The sequence below is a fragment of the Prevotella sp. oral taxon 306 str. F0472 genome, from assembly GCF_000257925.1.
GTDB lineage: Bacteria > Bacteroidota > Bacteroidia > Bacteroidales > Bacteroidaceae > Prevotella > Prevotella vespertina.
The window spans coordinates 1-18,404 of record NZ_AJIN01000050.1 but is presented as its reverse complement, the minus strand read 5'-3'; the positions used below and the strand labels follow the sequence as shown (position 1 = coordinate 18,404).

At 39.8% G+C, this 18,404-nt stretch carries 15 protein-coding genes and 1 pseudogene; 2 read left to right on the top strand and 14 right to left on the bottom strand.

Features of this window, described 5'->3' with window-relative positions; genetic code table 11:
* A pseudogene (mobC, locus tag HMPREF9969_RS07770) lies at positions 1–1,803 on the top strand (conjugal transfer protein MobC); the annotation flags it as partial.
* 100 nt (positions 1,804–1,903) lie between these two features.
* On the opposite strand, the gene HMPREF9969_RS07765 reads toward mobC, so the two are convergent.
* The 14 genes from HMPREF9969_RS07765 to HMPREF9969_RS07700 all read right to left on the bottom strand — a co-directional run bounded on the left by HMPREF9969_RS07765 (position 1,904) and on the right by HMPREF9969_RS07700 (position 16,363).
* Positions 1,904–4,744 carry a cation-translocating P-type ATPase gene (locus HMPREF9969_RS07765; protein WP_009435255.1) on the bottom strand — a complete coding sequence of 947 codons (2,841 nt, stop codon included), beginning with the start codon at positions 4,742–4,744 and terminating at the stop codon, positions 1,904–1,906.
* A 207-nt stretch (positions 4,745–4,951) separates the two neighbouring features.
* Positions 4,952–5,542, bottom strand: coding sequence for a hypothetical protein (locus HMPREF9969_RS07760; protein ID WP_009435247.1), 591 nt, complete (start codon positions 5,540–5,542; stop codon positions 4,952–4,954).
* A gap of 141 nt (positions 5,543–5,683) precedes the next feature.
* Positions 5,684–5,860, bottom strand: a complete 177-nt coding sequence (locus tag HMPREF9969_RS13040; protein ID WP_198005081.1) for a hypothetical protein — start codon at positions 5,858–5,860, stop codon at positions 5,684–5,686.
* A 232-nt stretch (positions 5,861–6,092) separates the two neighbouring features.
* Positions 6,093–7,592 carry a helix-hairpin-helix domain-containing protein gene (locus tag HMPREF9969_RS07750; protein ID WP_009435262.1) on the bottom strand — a complete coding sequence of 500 codons (1,500 nt, stop codon included), beginning with the start codon at positions 7,590–7,592 and terminating at the stop codon, positions 6,093–6,095.
* A gap of 18 nt (positions 7,593–7,610) precedes the next feature.
* A complete protein-coding gene (locus HMPREF9969_RS07745; RefSeq protein WP_156787967.1) occupies positions 7,611–9,032 on the bottom strand; it encodes a PP2C family serine/threonine-protein phosphatase in 1,422 nt (473 codons plus the stop codon).
* Between the two features lie 5 nt (positions 9,033–9,037).
* Positions 9,038–10,099, bottom strand: a complete 1,062-nt coding sequence (locus tag HMPREF9969_RS07740; RefSeq protein WP_009435249.1) for a TerY-C metal binding domain-containing protein — start codon at positions 10,097–10,099, stop codon at positions 9,038–9,040.
* A 34-nt stretch (positions 10,100–10,133) separates the two neighbouring features.
* Entirely contained in the window at positions 10,134–10,781 is a 648-nt protein-coding gene (locus HMPREF9969_RS07735) for an AIM24 family protein (protein WP_009435260.1), read from the bottom strand.
* A gap of 6 nt (positions 10,782–10,787) precedes the next feature.
* On the bottom strand, positions 10,788–11,423 hold the full coding sequence (locus HMPREF9969_RS07730; RefSeq protein ID WP_009435250.1) for a vWA domain-containing protein: 636 nt from the start codon (positions 11,421–11,423) through the stop codon (positions 10,788–10,790).
* A 120-nt stretch (positions 11,424–11,543) separates the two neighbouring features.
* Positions 11,544–12,182: a vWA domain-containing protein gene (locus HMPREF9969_RS07725; protein ID WP_009435253.1), complete on the bottom strand. Its 639-nt coding sequence runs from the start codon at positions 12,180–12,182 to the stop codon at positions 11,544–11,546.
* A gap of 2 nt (positions 12,183–12,184) precedes the next feature.
* Complete coding sequence (locus HMPREF9969_RS07720; protein WP_009435252.1) at positions 12,185–12,868, bottom strand: TerD family protein; 684 nt, start codon at positions 12,866–12,868, stop codon at positions 12,185–12,187.
* Positions 12,869–12,885: 17 nt separating this feature from the next.
* Positions 12,886–13,521, bottom strand: a complete 636-nt coding sequence (locus tag HMPREF9969_RS07715) for a stress protein (protein WP_009435257.1) — start codon at positions 13,519–13,521, stop codon at positions 12,886–12,888.
* A 10-nt stretch (positions 13,522–13,531) separates the two neighbouring features.
* Positions 13,532–14,218 carry a TerD family protein gene (locus HMPREF9969_RS07710; protein WP_009435254.1) on the bottom strand — a complete coding sequence of 229 codons (687 nt, stop codon included), beginning with the start codon at positions 14,216–14,218 and terminating at the stop codon, positions 13,532–13,534.
* A gap of 5 nt (positions 14,219–14,223) precedes the next feature.
* A complete protein-coding gene (locus tag HMPREF9969_RS07705; RefSeq protein WP_009435248.1) occupies positions 14,224–14,781 on the bottom strand; it encodes a TerD family protein in 558 nt (185 codons plus the stop codon).
* Positions 14,782–14,962: 181 nt separating this feature from the next.
* Complete coding sequence (locus HMPREF9969_RS07700; protein WP_156787966.1) at positions 14,963–16,363, bottom strand: hypothetical protein; 1,401 nt, start codon at positions 16,361–16,363, stop codon at positions 14,963–14,965.
* Positions 16,364–16,957: 594 nt separating this feature from the next.
* Here HMPREF9969_RS07700 and HMPREF9969_RS07695 point away from each other — a divergent pair.
* Positions 16,958–18,361, top strand: coding sequence for a DUF4099 domain-containing protein (locus HMPREF9969_RS07695; protein WP_009435256.1), 1,404 nt, complete (start codon positions 16,958–16,960; stop codon positions 18,359–18,361).
* Positions 18,362–18,404 lie beyond the last annotated feature (43 nt).

Below are 18,404 nucleotides of genomic sequence, written 5' to 3'. Positions count from 1 at the left end.
ACTCTTTTGTGTGGTTTTCCTTGCCTTGTCCTGCCTTGGGACAAAAGGCGTGAAAGAGGAGAAAATCACTTGGCCAAAGATTTGGACGGTGCTTTTCTCTGGCTTTGTCTTTTTCTTTTTCAATTGGTGGCTGCTGGTATTGCCCATCGGTAAGGTCGGTGCCGCTTCGCTCTATATCTTCACGCTGTCCGTTGGTTATATCTGTCTGTTGATGGGTGGTGTATGGATGAGCCGCTGCTTAAAAACAACCTTATGGACGATGTTTTTAATACGGAGAACGAGAGTTTCATGCAGGAAACGCGCTTGATGGAGAATGAATACTCGGTCAATCTTCCTACACGCTTCTACTATAAGAAGAAGTGGAATAATGGCTGGATTAACGTAGTCAATCCCTTCCGCGCCTCGATGGTACTCGGCACACCGGGGTCGGGTAAGTCTTACGCTATCGTGAACAATTACATCAAGCAGCAGATAGAGAAAGGCTTTGCCATGTACATCTACGACTATAAGTTTCCAGACCTTTCTGAGATTGCTTATAATCACCTGCTTAATCACTTGGATGCCTACAAGATAAAGCCGCAGTTCTATGTCATCAACTTCGATGATCCGAGAAAGTCGCATCGCTGCAATCCTATCAATCCTGCCTTTATGACGGATATATCGGACGCTTACGAGAGTGCCTATACGATTATGCTCAATCTCAACCGCTCGTGGATTCAGAAACAGGGAGACTTCTTCGTGGAGTCACCGATTATCTTGCTGGCTGCCATCATTTGGTTTCTGAAAATCTATGAGGACGGGAAGTATTGCACCTTTCCCCATGCCATCGAATTTCTTAACCGTCCCTACGCACAGATATTCCCGATACTCACTTCCTACGATGAACTTGCCAACTACCTTTCTCCTTTTATGGACGCATGGGAAGGCGGAGCACAGGACCAGTTGCAGGGACAGATAGCCAGTGCCAAAATACCACTTTCACGAATGATTTCACCTGCTCTTTATTGGGTGATGACAGGCGATGATTTCTCACTTGACATCAATAACCCTAATGAGCCGAAAGTCCTTGTTGTGGGTAACAATCCTGATCGACAGAATATTTATTCGGCTGCACTTGGTTTGTATAACAGCCGTATCGTGAAGCTCATCAACAAGAAGAAGCAACTCAAAAGCTCGGTAATCATAGATGAGTTACCCACCATATATTTTCGTGGGTTGGACAACCTTATCGCTACTGCCCGAAGCAATAAGGTTGCAGTGTGCTTGGGATTTCAGGATTTTAGCCAATTAACAAGGGACTATGGAGATAAGGAGAGCAAGGTAATACAGAACACTGTAGGTAACGTGTTCTCCGGGCAAGTGGTTGGAGAAACAGCTAAGACGCTCTCGGAACGTTTTGGCAAAGTTCTTCAACAGCGCCAGTCTATGACCATTAATCGTAATGACAAATCGACATCTATCTCCACACAGATGGACAGCCTTATCCCTGCTTCTAAAATTAGCAATCTCACGCAGGGAATGTTCGTTGGTGCAGTGTCTGACAACTTTGATGAACGCATCGACCAGAAGATTTTTCATGCAGAGATAGTAGTGGATAGTGCAAAGGTTTCGGCAGAAATGAAAGCATATCAACCCATCCCCATCATTGCTGAGTTCCAAAACGAAGATGGCTCCGACAATCTCAAAGAGACTATCGAAGCCAATTATAAACGCACCAAACAAGAGGTACTAACCCTTGTTGATAGTGAAATTGAACGAATAAAAAATGTTCCTAATTTGTGCCAACTAATAAAGGAAATATAAATACTTTCCTATAACGCCATTTTGATTTTAGAATTTTCAAACACTTTTTTACTCAATATCGGCTTAGGCTAAATAATAACCTAAGCCGACAATAAAATAACTAAAATACTTTTTTTAAAATATTCCAACCTTCACGAATCCAAATAACAAGTGAAGATAGTAGCACTATAATAAAGAAGTCAACATATCCTAATGGGTGATTGGTATTATGGAACATTGGTTCTACATTGAAGAAATCATAGCCAACTTCTGTTATTATTAGTTGTCCAAAAATAATAACAAGAACAATTGTCCAAAAGCCTCCACTCATGCTTGAAGAAAAAATACTCTTTCCTGTATAGAATGCACGTGCATTAAACATGTACCAGAAATGAGTCCAGACAAATATAGAGAACAATAATGTCTGTTCGTATGGAGTAACCTTATTAGATGCTCCTATTTGCAAATGTAAGAAATCGCTCATTGCATTGATTTCTGCATGTTGGAATATGTAGAGCAATGTAAGTAACATAAGGAAGAATGTTATGCCAACACCAAGAATATTGTGTAACATATCACCTGCTAATATAAACGCTTTGCGATTGCGAGGCTTCTCATTCATGACACGCTCAGAAGGCGGTAACGAAGCCAAAGCCATAGCACCAAAGGTGTCCATGATAAGATTTACCCATAGCATCTGTGTTACTGTCAGTGGCGACTCCGTACCCATAAAAGCACCAGCGAGAACAATAAAGCATGCCGAAACATTTACTGTAAGTTGGAAAAGAAGGAAGCGTTGGATATTCTGATAGAGAGAGCGTCCCCACATTACCGCACGACCGATGGAAGAGAAAGAATTGTCAATAATGGTAATATCTGAAGCTTCTTTGGCAACAGCAGTACCATCTCCCATTGACAATCCCACATGAGCAGCATTAAGTGCGGGTGCATCATTTGTACCGTCACCAGTTACAGCCACAATCTCGTTGTTGGCTTGCAAAGCTTCCACAAGACGCTTTTTGTCCATAGGACGAGCACGGGCTATAACTTTCAATGTTTGTACACGTTTCTTGAGTTCTTCATCACTTAGGGTAGAAAACTCTGGTCCTGTAATGATACTTTCCTCAGAATCAGAATCCTTAAGTAAGCCAATCTGTCGGGCTATTTCCTTTGCAGTTCCTGGTGTGTCTCCCGTTACAATCTTTACATCAATACCAGCATTAATGCATTCTTTCACGGCAGCAGGAACATCTTCTCTCACAGGATCTGAAATAGCTACAACACCAAGGAATGTGAGATTTTCTGCAACAATACGGTTATCCTTTATTACAACCTCATTATCATCCACCTCCTGATATGCAAAGCCTAATGTGCGCATAGCCTGATTTTGATAGGACAGCAGTTGTTTTTCAATTTTAGATTTAGACACATTACCTGCCGTTTGCTTACATAGTGAATGAACAATCTCGGGGGCTCCTTTCACATAAAGCATCCGTTTTCCGCTCACCGCAGATGATACAATTGTTGCCATATACTTACGCTCCGTTGAAAAAGGTAGTTCTTCAAGAACAGGAGCAGACGCTTTCATTGTCTTGTAATCTTTCCCTTGTTTTTTCAACCATAAGAGCAATGCTCCTTCCGTAGGATTGCCCAGTACTTTTGGCCTATTATCAGAAAAATCAATTGAGGCTGTTGAATTCACAGCCATCCCTTCTTCAATAGAAGCCATCATAGCCTCATCATAGAATTTGGTTTCGTACACACTCATCTGGTTTTGAGTCAGCGTTCCTGTCTTATCTGTACAAATGACTGTTGTGGCTCCCATTGTTTCGCATGCATGCATCTTTCTTACCAAATTATTCGTTTTAAGCATACGACGCATACTGTAAGCAAGACTCAAAGTAACAGCCATGGGTAAACCCTCTGGCACGGCAACAACTATCACTGTTACAGCAACCATCAAGGTTTCCAATGTGTAAGAGAAAAGGTGTGACAACTCCTGACCTGGCATAACAAGATTATGTAGCCATAGCACACCTCCTATAAGGGATGCAAAAAACGCTACGATAGTAGCTATGCAGGCTGTTTTTGACCAGTATTCAAACTTTTTAATGACAAGCCAGAAAAACAACGCAGTAGGAATAAGCAACAACCATGATATCCAGGTAAAATTGAAGAACACGAAAAGTTTACCCACAATGATAAAAGCTGCAAAACCATAACTAAGATTGGTAATCAGGTCAGAAAGTCCGTCTAATTGTTCGTTGAGTGGTGTCTTGATACTATCATCAATCTGTGCAGCCTCAAACACCTTTCCATTCTCTGTCTTATCACCCACTGCAAACACCTTAAAGACACCATGTCCCTCCATAACCTTTGTGCCACGCATTACGTGATTAGATGGGAAGGTTGCTTCCCTGTCAAAATCCTTTTCATTGACAGTTTTAGCGCATACAGGCTCACCTGTAAGCGTACTCTCATCCAAGTGTAATGCCGTAGCCTCTAAGAGTTCTCCGTCTGCTGGAACTTCGTCACCAGTGCTTAGGACAACTATGTCACCTACAACTATGTCACGCTTGGCAACCTGTGTTGTATTTCCATTACGAATAACCTCTACAAGTTCGTCATCATTTACCTGGTTAAGGACCGAAAATTCCTTGTCTGCTTTTAATTCAAAATAGAACGCAAGACCGGTTGATAGCATTACTGCCAACATAATACCCACTGGCTCGAAAAAGACAGTTGCAGATTCACCTGCCCCAAAAAACTCATAGCATGATATTCCTACGGAAAATATACTTGCAAGGAGGAGTATCTTTATTATCGGGTCTCCGAATTTCTCAAAGTACTGTTTCCAAAGCGACTCCTTTTCGGGTGGTGTGAGCACGTTAGCACCATTTTGCGCTCGACTCTCCTCTACTTGAGCCTCTGTCAAGCCAACATAATTTTTCTGTTGTGTCATAATAGATGATATTTAATATTATTTATAATTCTATATTAGAAGAGTAACTATTCAGCGATAATGAACATTGAATATCAAGAACTTATAAATGTAATATTGTGACAAAAAGGCTCGAAATGATATTCTTTACCAGAATTTGTATATATCTGTTTATGTAACTTATTGATAATCAACAATAGCTCATACGCCTTATCACTGAATAGTTACTTAGAAAACCTCATTTTCACTGCTGCCTTTTGTCTGGAAATTACCATTTTGCTGAAGGATTAGCTCGTATTCAAGTCTTTGACCATCCAAATCAATAGGGTCGTCTTTTGAGAAAGTTTCTTGATAAACGAAACCTCCTTGATATCCATTCATATCTTTGGTCGGATCCCATCCCTTTCCTCCATAAAAGAATACTTGATAATTACCACTAGGCAAATTAAAAGTATATGAGTCTCCGCCTTGTATATAAGCATTTCGAACCATCTCACCATAGCTTTTTACAATCACCACGACATCATTATCAGAAGAAGAAGTTCGTACTGTAATAGTGGAGTTATCGCCATATGCAGAATTGCTAGAATAGGGCGCACTGCCCGTTTGCAAATAGTTGTCTACGTATGGAGAACTTTCTACCACTTGGTCTACAACATCGGCTACTTCACTGACGACATTTTTATCATCACCGGAGGCGAAATCCTGTGACTGCGTATAAGTATTAGAAGAATTGGTACTATTGCGAGAACCATTATCGCAGCTTGTCAAACTAGCGACAAAAATACCACAAACTAGGCATAGTGTAATCTGTTTCATTTGTAATTGCTTTTTATTATTATTGATTTACAATGCAAATGTAGAACTTTTTTGGTCTGATACTAAGAATTATGAAACGTTGCACTCCCTGATAGGAAAAAGGCACAATTCTCTGCTGCAATGTTGCAATGCCCGCAAATTCTATTTACCAAATAGCATTTTTAGAAGAAAACTCCCTATCTTGCGTTCTAATCCTGCCTTACTTGTAGGAATGCCAGTTTGACGGGCAAACTTTTGTTTTGCTTGCGGCACACCTAGTGCTCGTTTCCTTGAGAAACTCAACCCCGGAATACCTATGTTTGTTTTACGTCTTGCCATAATTTTAAATTCTAAGTATTGACAGATTATTATCCTTTTGCCTTAGATATGTCATCAATGATTTTTATATAGTTCGCATTCCTAAACAAGGATCTGCTCTACATCTGTATTACCTTTATTATTGCTGTACAACAAATCAGTCGCATACCCATGGATTCGACTTACTAACTAAGGCACTTTTTTGATAAAGTTCTCGATTACCAATTACAGTCATACCAATTTTTCTTTATTATTAATTATTTACAAGTTGCACCACAACCAACCTACCTCCATCTTCTCCGGACAATAAGATTTGCCTTCCATCGGTTAGTGAAACATAGTCACCAATCTTAATTTCTTTCTTTCCTGTAATGTCCTTCATTGAAGTGAGACGGCGATTTATAAGAATCCACTCACCATTGAAAAAGTGGAAATCTCCGACAGGCTTTTTGTCCTCAACCCTGGTTCTTTCATTAGCGGGTATAAGACGATTAGCGTGCCATGCATATAAAGTTTGTTTGTCATAAACCATAAGGCGATGGTTTTCTGGAACAAACCTTCCTTTTGCAGGCGAATAGTAAAGATTAAGAATAGGCAGTTGTCCATGATATTCTTTGCCACAAAATGGACACTTTGGTTTAAGAGTATTGTCAAAAACGAACCACTTATGTTCGCAATTAGAATTTTGACAAGGCTGTATCAAATCACATGTCTTTAGGATAGCCTCTTCCCATTCTGCAGCACTTGGACGAGCAGTAGGATTATGAAGTCCGTCTATAAAGGCGCGATCAAAAAGCAACTTTAAATATGGTCCACATACAGTGTAAGGCAACCTATTAGGATCTCCCTGAGGTAGTTGAGACGCCATTAAGTCACCGACCTTTACCCGGTTTGTTGCATCTGTCGGATGTTCAATGAACAGTGCTTTCTCTCCATACCGCATATCATCATCTATGGCTGGATCTGTATTCCATACTTTCCCTCCATCTAATGGATGCCGGTTAAGTAGAAATGTATAAATGAGTACAGCCAAGGCATGACGGTCTGTAGTGATTTTGGGCAAACATTTGTTTGGGTCGCCTATTTTCAGATCTTTTGTGGCAAGTACTTCTGGTGCTATAAAACCTGGTGTACCAACGACCTCAGGTGGGAATTTCCCTGGTACGACAAGACTATCATCATCAATGATACAGGCACTTCCAGTCATAGGATCCACCAAAACATTATTATATGACAAATCAGAGTGTGCTAGACCCGCTGCGTGTATACGACGGATGCCACGAGCAATCTTTAAGCACATGTGAAGGCGACTCAAAAATGTTCCTTTCTGATTTGTAGGAACAAACTTATTTAGCAGCTTCGCAGAAGAGAACCACTTGCCATTTTTTTCCTGTCCATCCTTAATGAATGGCCAACTGGGATCTACGTTGTTAAAAAAGAAACGCTTATCATAGAAGGGAATAACAATACCTGTCATACCTTGCCATTCCACTATTTTTGTTGGCCAAGGGAAGAGTTCTTTCCAATAGTCTCCGTCACCATTTTGAGGAAATATCCTTTCACGGTAAACACCAACAATATTTTCTAAACGTGCGCTGTCATTACCTGATATTGGACTTTTTCTGTAAAAAGCTACAACATATGTTTTATCTGTAGAGAAATATACATCTTTTACACCACCTTGCGCTTTGATTTCATCATAGAACTCAACGATACTTCCATCCTTAGCTGTTACTTTAACAATATTTGCCATATATAGAACAATCTTCTATTAGTATAAAATTGCGATTGTACGATCATCGTGGTTTCCTGGTGACCAAAATTCTAACCATTTCAATAGTTGGTATTGCGATTCCTCATTGTCATCAGAAAGGACTACACCCTTAATCTCATCTTCAGGGAAACCATTATGAAGTTTGTCCCATAACTCATCCCATTTATCAGTGTTGTTAAGATTGTTATCTGTTTCAAACATTGGGTCGGAGACGCCATCGGTCATCAAGAGAAGTGCAGTAAAGTCTTCCTCAATAGAGAAACGTAAACGAGACATTACAGACTGAGCATCTTTAAAAATGTCTGACATAGTCAAGAAGCGAGTCTGTCCCGCGAATTCTCCTTCATCAGGTATGCCAAGCAATTTGTGTGTATGCTTTTCTTTATTATATATGCACATCGCTCCATCGCCAACCCAATATGAGGCAACGAACCAACCAAAATCAAATTTCTTGCAGATAGAGAACATCAATGTTGTTGCAAAATCTTTTGGCACGGCATCCAGCCCCTGATCCTTTGCTTCTTTTGCAGCTTCATTAATGGCTTGATGTGCCTTGAAGGCAGCACCTCCTACAATATCATATATAACATTGGCCATACTTTTTCTAGCCACTTCTTCATTATCAGCATTATGGTAGGCACGTATCTTTTCTTCAAACTTTGCACTGTCAATGAGTTTGTTCTTGCACTGCTCAATGACTGTTCTGCATGCAATTTCTGAACCTTTACGTGAAAATTTTGCAGATCCCGCACCATCTGCAACAACAATAATATACCAATCTGACTTGTCACAATGGTAAAGATTGAAATGATCATCTCGAGCCTTTCCCTCTTGAGCATGCGAGCGACCACGTTGACTGGCTGCCACTATGTCTTTGCATGGTCCACTCTCTCCATCATCTTCAACTTTCACATACTCACAGGTGAAGTCTTTTTTGTAGAAAGGAATATCCTTAGATGTGGGAATATTCTTCCACAAAGTACGAGGGTCGGCATTAAATGCCACAGGAATTGTGAGGGTTAATGGTTCTTCGCCATCAATCCATTCCTTATATTTATATGATAAGGTGAGATTGAAGTCGCCTGCTTGTTTAGGTTTACCTTTTATGGTAACAACAATATTCTCTTCATCTTGCATCACTTCTGCGGTAAGTCCAAGATCTTCTGTTCCTTCAAACTTGCACTCTATTGCAAGCGAAGTCGGAAGTGTAATTTGTTGCTTGTACTCTTTATTGACAGTTCCGTTAGGAAGTCTAATACCAAGTTCCTTTATTTTGTTTTCAATTATTATTCTATTGTTCATCTTACTTTCACAATATTTCTCCCATAAATCTTTTACAACCCATTTCTCAAAGTCATCTGCTTGTGCAAGTGAAGCCTTGATGTTATTGTCATCAAGCATATTAGAAATTATACTCATAGATATTAACCCCTCCCACGTGTTACATCAATTCCACCACTATCTATTGTGCCTAGTTCTCCTTCCATACCGCACCAAGGACACTTGCTATGCCCATCTTCACCGACACAGAAAACGTTGCCACACTCACACACCACCATGCCTAGTTGATTTCCACAACAAGGGCAAGCTGGTTGTCCAATAAGGTCATTGGTATTGATATTACGATGGGTTGGGTGACCATCACCTAAAGCTAAGTATTGTTCTTCATCTATGGGGTAGGCACCTACAAGTTTGAAACGGCGCTCAACGTCTGGTAAGTGCCGTATTTCTTCAATTTGCTGAGCAATAATACCACGTTTTGCAAACTTAATCAAATAAGACTTTTTTGTTGTCTGGCACTTAGCTGGAAGCACAGCAAAGTTCTCGTCCAACTTTGTGAAAAGCGTGTTGTCTATCTTCTCAAGATTGATACCATCAGCAGGAGCAAGTTGTACCTCGTCTACATTAAATTCTGCCACAGATTGGCTAGTGGTCTTAATACTAGCAGTGACCCACTTGAAAAAAGCGTTGAAAGCCTCTTTGTTTGCATCTTTAAGGCGGAAAACGTTATCGGAAATCTGGCTTAAAAGCTCTGTGTCAGCATTGTCACCTATAGATATACATACGATGCTAGCATGCCCACGAAACTTGTTATTCCAACGTTCAAAAGCAGATTGAGGATTATCCGTAGGTGTGCCATCTGTAAAGAGAAATACAATTGGCTTCCAGTCACCTTTTGTCTCCGCTGTTGTCTTAACGACATCCACATTGATATGGTCCATTAGGTGATTCATAGCTACTCCAAGAGACGTGCCACCACCTATAGGAAAACGAGGAGGGTAAAACTTATAAAGTTCTGTTAGTGCCGACAAAGTTTTTGCCTTGCCTGCAAATGCAATTACTGACACATAGGCTGTTTCTAAAGCATATGGATCTGTGCGCAACTCTTGAATGATAGTTCTCATGCCATCTTCAACTTGCTGAATAGGCTCTCCTACCATAGACTCGGATACGTCGACTAGAAAATATATGGGTAATCTTCTCATTATAAATGGGTTTTATGTAGATAATAAATTATATTTATCGTGTGTTAGGAGAATTTACAATAGAAAGTGGGGAGAGGTGCACTTTCCCAGGTCCAGTTATCTTTATTGTTGAAAGTCCTTCACCGCGGAATATATTAGAAAGATTCCATCCCGCACTGATTTGATTTTCATGGATATTTTCCAAAGCAATAACATGATTCTCATCTACTTCTATACACTCAAATGATTGGAGTTCTTTAATTATTGGTATTCCTATACCATCAATAAATACAGTTCCATCACCTGTTATTCGCTGCATCATAAGTGACATCCCAGCAATGATGTGTTTCAGACTTAAATTTACATCAATTTTCATTCTAGATGATGAAGCCACATACGCACCACGTCTTATCAGTAGGGTGTCAGAACCGCTAAGTTTGAGTGGTAAGAGATTGGCATGAGAACCTGCAACAACTAAAATTCTGTTACTACTACTTACGTTACGGTAATGAACAAGCAACAGACTTTCGCCTGATAGTTTACTGAGCAATACTCCGCTAATTGAGGTGCCAATTATTTCAGTCTGCTTATCAATACCTTCATCGCAATAGACAAATGCACCTCGTTCCCCATAAAAATCTTCACCAGGAGATAATTCTATCTCCAAGTGCTTAAATTCATATCCAACAATCTTGCAGTTCATAAATTTCTAAATAACAATATTCACTTCTGCGGGTGCGGGTGGCAGTTCTAATGTTTCCGTTGTGCCAACACTCTTACCTCCTTGTGCAATATTTACACTAATCCACTGAAAGAATTTCTTGAAAGTTGCAGAATCCATAGTGTCAAGGGTAAATACATTATCCGTCAGCAATTTCAATGGTTCTGTTTTGGCTTTTGGACCTGCTGCACAAGCAACGATACTAGCAAAATTCTTGCTTTTAACTGTTGGAATAATTTGATTGTAAACCATAATATCCGATGGTTTTCCATCCGTCAGAATAAAGAGTAGTGGTCTCCAATCCCCTTTTTGTTCATCGGAGCCTTTATTTACTTCTCTGTCAATATTCCTACACAACTCTTCCAGTGCCATGCCCATGTGGGTTGGTCCAGAGTCAGGTGTTGTAATATTGGGTATCTGCAGACTTTCTAATTCTGTAAGAGGAAGAACTTGCTTAACCTCGCTATCATATGTTATGACACTAATAGCAACCGTTTCTAGAGCATAAGGGTCTTGGCGTAATGTTGCAATCATGTCACTCAATCCTACTTTTACGCTTTCTATTGGCTCGCCTTTCATGGAGCCACTAGTATCAATCAATATATATACGGGCAAATGTCTCATTTTTTTTAATCGCCATTAAGCAATGACACTTGGCTTGTTTAAGTGTCATCGTGAAAATATTACCTTGCAAAAGGAACTTTAAGTTCAGTTCTTTTACAAGGTAATAAGAACGCTTTTTCACTATACTACAATGTTCACTTCGGGAGGTGGAGGAGGTAACTCACTCATGTCAGAAGTTTCGCCCTCACCTTTTTCAAGATTTATACTACTAGTGCTAATACTTGCACTTACCCATTTAAAAAAGGCTTTGATGGTCGCACTATCAGCAGTGTCAAGAGATACTACATTTTCCGTTATTTGTTTTAATGTATTGGTATTAGCTCCTGTGCCTGCAGCACAAGCCACAACCATTCCTGTTTTACGTTTTCTGAATTCAGCGAGCCCATGAGTGATATCGTCGGTCGGCTCACCATCTGTCATAAGGAAAACTAAAGGTTTCCAATCGCCTTTTTGTTCTGCCGTAGTCTTTGTTACCTCAGCATCTATCTTCTGTGCCAACAATTCCAAAGCGCCACCAAGCGCAGTGCATCCTCCAGCATCAATAGTTGGCTGTTGGAATGAAGCCAACTCTGTGAGAGACGTTACTTGTTGAGCGTTGGTATTGAATGTTATGATACTAATAAATGCAGTTTCTAAAGCATATGGATCACTACGCAAAGTAGAGATAAGTGTTTGTACACCATTCTTAACAGCCTCGATTGGCTCACCATACATAGAGCCAGATGTGTCGAGGACTAAATAAACGGGAAGTCTTCTCATTTTTATTTATTGTATGAAGTTAATATTCTCTTTATAGTTTGACGAAGGTCATAATTATCATCGAAAGCATCTCCGATTGCATTGAATTTCCATTCGCCACTGCGACGATACAATTTACCCATAACTAATGCATTTTTACCAGCGAACAATGGGTCTTTTGCAACATCGTATTGTGCAAATACAGAATTAACACGTTCCGGAGTTCCTTCAAACATTCTAATTGCTGCATATGGAATTTTTAAGAAATCTATATCACGGGGGCTGTAAATGTTCAGAAAGAAAAATATTTGATCAATCCGCGGATTAACCTTATTCAAATCTACAGTAATAATTTCGTTGTCTAATCCATCGTCACCACCCTTATCTCCCTCCGTATCATCGGGTGTGTGATACATAGAACCATCTGCCGACCAGTCTTTGCCTATGGGAAGTCCAACTTGTTGGAAAAAATCCTTTTTGTAAAGCGGAGAATAAAGTGTATCTATAAGCTGTCCATTAGCGTCAAGCATTACACAACTTAAATCAACATCTACGTCAAGTTCCTCTTTCCTTGTCCCGAAACCAAGGAAGCCAGACTTTTCTAAAACGATTGCGCCCCAGTTGCAACCCACACAAAAATTGGTGAGTTTAGCACCAGTTTCTTTTTCTAGGTTGATGCGCTGACCTTTTTCTAGCCTTATTGCCATATCTTTTCTGTTTTTTGTTAATCTTTACTACCTGCAGAATATTTAAAACCCCAACTATATCTCCGATCGCAGTCTGAATGTCCATCATGGAAAGTAACAAGTTTCTTAACAGTTATAGAATTGTCGCCTCCAAAATCTAATTGGGCTATAGCACAAAACTTTTTATTAGAAGTTTGCTGACCCATTTCCACTACAACATCTTCGTTTCCTGGTACCGAGACTTTTACAACTGCGTTAGTTTCCGACCATTTTGCCACACCTTCATAAATAAAGGTATAGATAATCATTCTCTTTATCTGGTTTACACCTTGTGGATTGACTAATATTGTTTCTCCTGATTCAGAACTGCCACCTCTATCATCACCTTTATGCCAGATGAAAGGTTTGCTGTCATAGCATCCTTGTCTCGTTTGTTTATGACGATCGCCACCACGTCCATGAGAGAATTGTAAACCATCTATAAGTTGCTTGGTTCCATCTGTCATCTCGTAAAAGCAACCAAGGTCAAGGTCAATTGCTCCGCCAAAAAGACTCTTTAGGAATCCTCCTTTGCTCCAGTCGAGGTTAATCTTAATTTCTCTAGAAAAAGCAGAGCTATCTTTTTCTAAATTGATGCGATGCTGATCTCCGCTTTTTTCAAGTCTTATAGCCATAGCAGTAAGTTTAATTGTTATATTTGTCTAACAATTCTTGAAGTCCACCCTTGTGTCCAATTCCTAAGGCTTGGATTTTCCATTCACCGTTGCGACGATAGAATCTACAGAACTCAACTGAGGTTGATGTTGAGAAATCCTCATTTAGTTCATATATATAATCTCCTTCACCCTCAGCCTGTCCAGGTTTGTATAGGCGAACATAAGCTCGACCAACCTGACCGAAGTTCTGTCTACGCTCAGCATATTTATGTATACTCACACAGATTACAATTTCGTTAATTTCAGACCTCACACGCGACAAATCAATATCCATTGTTTCATCATCGCCATCTTCTGAGGTTTTACCATCTTCATCATCAATTGAGCCTATAACCGAAATATCTGGATCAACAGGTCTCGATTGTTTGCGCATATCGTCATTGTCACTCCATTCAGTACTTGGAACGATTGTTAGTGGCTTTATTAATTCTCCCTTGTTTGTCCCAGAAATATGAACCTTTAATCGCTTTTCCGAATTATAGAAAACAAGATAGTCATCGGAGAGAATTTTGCCATTTGTACCAACAAGAAATGCAGATACATCGAGGTCAAAGTCATGACCAGAATTATCATCGTTTACATCCCAACCAAGGCCGACATGAAATATATTCATATCGAGGCGAGAGTTTTGTCCTTTTTCTAGTCTTATAGCCATGTCGATTATTGATATTTATTTACTAATGCCTGCAAGCCTCCTTTGTTGCCATTACCTATCGCTTCAAATTTCCATTCATCTCCACGACGATAAAGACGACCAAATTCAACAGCAGTCTCTATGGAGAAATCTTCGTCAAGATCATAACGGGCAATCTCTTCATTAGTAAGTTGATTATAAATACGGATATATGAATTCCGTACTTGTCCAAAGTTTTGTCTGCGTTCTTCCGCCTTATATATTGTTGCTGTAAATAGAATTTCTTCTATACGAGAATCAAGTTTGGATAAATCAACATTAATAGTCTCATCATCTCCACCATCACTATTTCCTCCCGTCAAATCATCACCAGTTGATTCGACGGAACCATCAGGTGATTTTTGATTGTTGTAGAAAATAAAAAAGTCATCACTAGGTATTTTGTGGTTAGACCCAAGCATAAACGCTGAAGCATCCAAATCAAAATCGAAGCCAGTACCATCATTTGGATCCCAACCAAGTCCTACACTTACTTTTGACAGACCAATTTGAATTCGCTGTCCTTTTTCCAAAGAAATTGCCATAGACGTAAATATTTTGTTTAAAAGATTATATAGTGCAAAGCTACATATTATTCTCATACCAAAATGGAAAGTTGCAACCTTGCAATTAAAGAGTAGAGACAATCAATAGAAAGAATTGCAAGGTTAGCAAAAAAATAAAAGATAGAATGTGTTTTACAACCTGACTTAATATTAAAGGTGTTTACATTGCTAGAAGTTTTATCCAAAATTCAGACTCAGAGAATGCACAATTTTTACGTGTAGAAGTTTCTATACATCTGCACAACTCTGGTGGCAATTTTACACAATAGTTACCATATAGGTTGCGCTGTACCAAATAATCGTCCCCTTGATTCAACACATTATCAAGAGCACGTATCTGTTTTTTTATGAGGGCTATCATAGGTAATCTGTTAGTAGACAATTCTAGAATGGGTGCCTTTGCGCGATCCCCTCCAAAATTTTCATAAATAATGGAGTATTTCTGTTGAATAATCTCCATTCTCCTATTATATCTTTCTAATGATTTCTTGCCTGTTGTCGGTTTATTAAAGTTAATACCCCCGCTCTTGCTTTCCAGTAGAAACAGTGCGTATAAAGCCTTTTCTCTTCTATGCAATCCTTCCAACTTGACACCCGCTTCTGGCAAGAGTATATGACCTCTACAAATATCTACGACAACACTACTTCGAACACCTTTCCGAGTTATAAAAGCGTCAAATATTTGTTTATAATATCCTTGATATGCAAATCGTTGTCTACTTTCACATATAGGATTAAGCAATCGTGGTTGAAACGAATCCATGAACAGGGCACACAGTTCTTGTATCATAAATAGAGGGTCATCTTCCATTTCGATAACAAGAAAATTTGTGTAAATCTGATTCTTAACGACAGAATTTCCAATTTTTAGCATCAAAGAAGGAACTGATTCTGATAACTCCGGTATTGAAAATCGCTTTGCAATCTGCTCTTTACAGAAATCAGAAGTAGTAAGGGTTCTAATCTGTTGAGAAATAGAATTAATCAACAGATTGTTAATGTCTGGATATAAAAAATGAATGAAATTGAAAAGTTCATCATCTTTTAATAAACTATAGTGCTCACCAACTTTAGGGAGATAAACAAAATTAAACCCTATGAGTCGTAATTCATTAACTATTTCCCGATAATGCTCTATAATATCTTTATTATAGTTACCATAGAACTCTCCTTCAATATATAGTATTTGAGAGTCGTCAATAATTATATCGTCAGGAGTTTTTATGGAATATACTGTAGCATATCCAGTTACTTTTTCCGTAAAACATGCCAGTAGCATTAACAAGAAAACATTCTCTTGGCGAGAAAACAAGTGGTCACTCACTATCATTTTTCTCATATCACCAACAAGATCTTGTTGCAGGCTTTCTTGACTTTCCTGTAAACAAGATACAGCCTCTTGTAATGTAAGCATAAAAGACTTTCTCTCATCTTCTTGAGTGATATGATATTTCTGGCGTATATTCTCTAAGAATGAGAGTTCTCTTAAATCAATAATTGCATCAACATGGATGATATCTGATGCTATACGCATGAGGCTGGCCCGTTCTATCTCTTTCATACGCATACATACAGTTCAGCACCCATAACTGTAATTATTTCTATCACGGTTATTTTTTGCGACAAAACAAAAAGCGTGGGCACTGCTATTGTCCGTCCCACTGCTTTAGGCTCTCGCATTGCCCGATATGTTAGAACGAACAACGAGAGTCCACGCCGATATGAATATACCAACCTCCTCTACATTAAAATGTATCCTTTGAGTTACTCAAGGATAGTATTAACGTATTAAAGGTGTGGATACAGTTCACACCACGGACATCTACGTTGCCTTGTTCTTTGAACATATCTAGGATTTGCGAGATTCTAAGCAGTCAAAGACAAAACGTTAGTAAACGCCTTTTTAAATGTCGTGTTTAGCTCACCCAAGACTAATTTGTCCATAAACAAAAGAATTGGTATGTGCTCAAACAGCTACAAATATACAAAATAATATTGAAAAAGATGTAAAAAAAACGACAAAAAAACGACAAAAAAACAAGTTTCTTTATATTTCCTTTAATTTCCTTGTATCACCTCCTTATAAAGAATATAAGTTATATAGCTATAATTTTGTTGTCAGATAACAACTTAATCAACTTCAAAACAAGGATTTATGGAATCAAACAGCAATGACAATTACGTGCTGGTCCTGGAAGACCGCACGGAGGTAAAGAACGAAAAGGAAGCAGGAAAACTCTCCGTAGTTTCTGGTATTGACGACAAGGGAAACCTCAAGACCACAGAGGCTGCTGCTGCCAATCAGGCTGCGTTCTTGAAGTTCAACAACAAGGACGGGCTTCTGAAGAACTTCATGACAAACTTCCTCAAACAGTTCAATAACCCGACTCATTTCGGGTTGTACAAGGTATTGGCAGACAATGTGGAGCAGGGCGTGGACAACCTGCGTACTATGTTACAAAGCCGTGAGAAGCCTGAAAGCAATCAGCAGCTGGCAGAGATTGGGGTGTCCTTTGATGATTATCTGCCGCAAAAGAAGAATACCACTGCCATCGACCCCGAGAAAGTGGACTGGAAGATGCTCGACAACCTTGGACTGTCCCGTGAGAGATTGGAACAGGGCGGAGAACTGGAAAAAATGCTTAATTGGCAAAAGACCAACCTCGTAACGATTTCCGTTCCTATTGGCGACACGACCATCTATACCGAAGCACGCCTTGCTTTCCGCACGGACGATAACGGCAATATCGGTTTGGCAATTCATCCTTTGAGAAAAGAACCACAGCTTGATTTTCCCTATATGGGCTACAAGTTCTCTCCCGAAGAAAAGGAGGCACTTCTCGCTACGGGCAATCTCGGTAAAACCATCGAAGTGACTCCCAAGAACGCTGAGCCTTTTTCTGCTTACGTTTCTATTGACCCACAAACGAATGAAATCATAGCCCTGCGTGCCGACCGAGTGAACATCCCCAAGGAAATCAAGGGCGTAACGCTCTCTGATGCCCAGTACAAAGACCTTGTGGAAGGCAAAGCCGTGAAGGTGGAAGGTATGACTGCCAAGAGCGGCAAGTCTTTTAATGCCACGCTTCAGGTCAATGCCGAGAAGAAAGGCATTGAATTTATCTTCGACAACAACCGTGGATTTAAGGAACGCCAGCAGCAGACACAGCAGCAAGGCGTGCCCCATAAGCTCTGCGGACTGGAACTATCAGAAAAACAGCGTGAAGCCTTGGATAGCGGTCGCACACTATATCTAAAGAATATGGTGGACAAACAGGGACAACCTTTCAACGCATACGTCCGCATGGACAAGGAACAGAACCGCCCACGCTTTTATAAATGGAATCCCGACAAGAAGCAGGAAACCGGCAAGGAAAAGGTGGTTGCCGTAGCCGAAGAACACAAAACACAGGTAGCTGTCAATAACCACGGCAAGACGAATGAAGCCACGAAGAATGTGAAAGAGCCTCTGAAGACTGGACAGACACAGCCTACTGCTGCCCAAAAACAAAAGCAGGACGAAAACAAGCAGAAGAAGTCCCGTGGACGTAAGATGTAATCCTTAATTCTATTATCGACTATGACAACTTGTATTATTGCCG

Excerpts from the sequence above, each read along its gene's own strand:
- HMPREF9969_RS07710 (WP_009435254.1), bottom strand. The coding sequence starts at position 14,218 with ATGGCTATAAGACTAGAAAAAGGACAAAACTCTCGCCTCGATATGAAT.
- HMPREF9969_RS07695 (WP_009435256.1), top strand. The coding sequence starts at position 16,958 with ATGGAATCAAACAGCAATGACAATTACGTGCTGGTCCTGGAAGACCGC.
- HMPREF9969_RS07750 (WP_009435262.1), bottom strand. The coding sequence starts at position 7,592 with ATGGCAAATATTGTTAAAGTAACAGCTAAGGATGGAAGTATCGTTGAG.
- HMPREF9969_RS07715 (WP_009435257.1), bottom strand. The coding sequence starts at position 13,521 with ATGGCTATAAGACTTGAAAAAAGCGGAGATCAGCATCGCATCAATTTA.
- HMPREF9969_RS07720 (WP_009435252.1), bottom strand. The coding sequence starts at position 12,868 with ATGGCAATAAGGCTAGAAAAAGGTCAGCGCATCAACCTAGAAAAAGAA.
- HMPREF9969_RS13040 (WP_198005081.1), bottom strand. The coding sequence starts at position 5,860 with ATGGCAAGACGTAAAACAAACATAGGTATTCCGGGGTTGAGTTTCTCA.
- HMPREF9969_RS07745 (WP_156787967.1), bottom strand. The coding sequence starts at position 9,032 with ATGAGTATAATTTCTAATATGCTTGATGACAATAACATCAAGGCTTCA.
- HMPREF9969_RS07705 (WP_009435248.1), bottom strand. The coding sequence starts at position 14,781 with ATGGCAATTTCTTTGGAAAAAGGACAGCGAATTCAAATTGGTCTGTCA.
- HMPREF9969_RS07725 (WP_009435253.1), bottom strand. The coding sequence starts at position 12,182 with ATGAGAAGACTTCCCGTTTATTTAGTCCTCGACACATCTGGCTCTATG.
- HMPREF9969_RS07765 (WP_009435255.1), bottom strand. The coding sequence starts at position 4,744 with ATGACACAACAGAAAAATTATGTTGGCTTGACAGAGGCTCAAGTAGAG.
- HMPREF9969_RS07735 (WP_009435260.1), bottom strand. The coding sequence starts at position 10,781 with ATGAACTGCAAGATTGTTGGATATGAATTTAAGCACTTGGAGATAGAA.
- HMPREF9969_RS07740 (WP_009435249.1), bottom strand. The coding sequence starts at position 10,099 with ATGAGAAGATTACCCATATATTTTCTAGTCGACGTATCCGAGTCTATG.
- HMPREF9969_RS07760 (WP_009435247.1), bottom strand. The coding sequence starts at position 5,542 with ATGAAACAGATTACACTATGCCTAGTTTGTGGTATTTTTGTCGCTAGT.
- HMPREF9969_RS07730 (WP_009435250.1), bottom strand. The coding sequence starts at position 11,423 with ATGAGACATTTGCCCGTATATATATTGATTGATACTAGTGGCTCCATG.
- HMPREF9969_RS07700 (WP_156787966.1), bottom strand. The coding sequence starts at position 16,363 with ATGAAAGAGATAGAACGGGCCAGCCTCATGCGTATAGCATCAGATATC.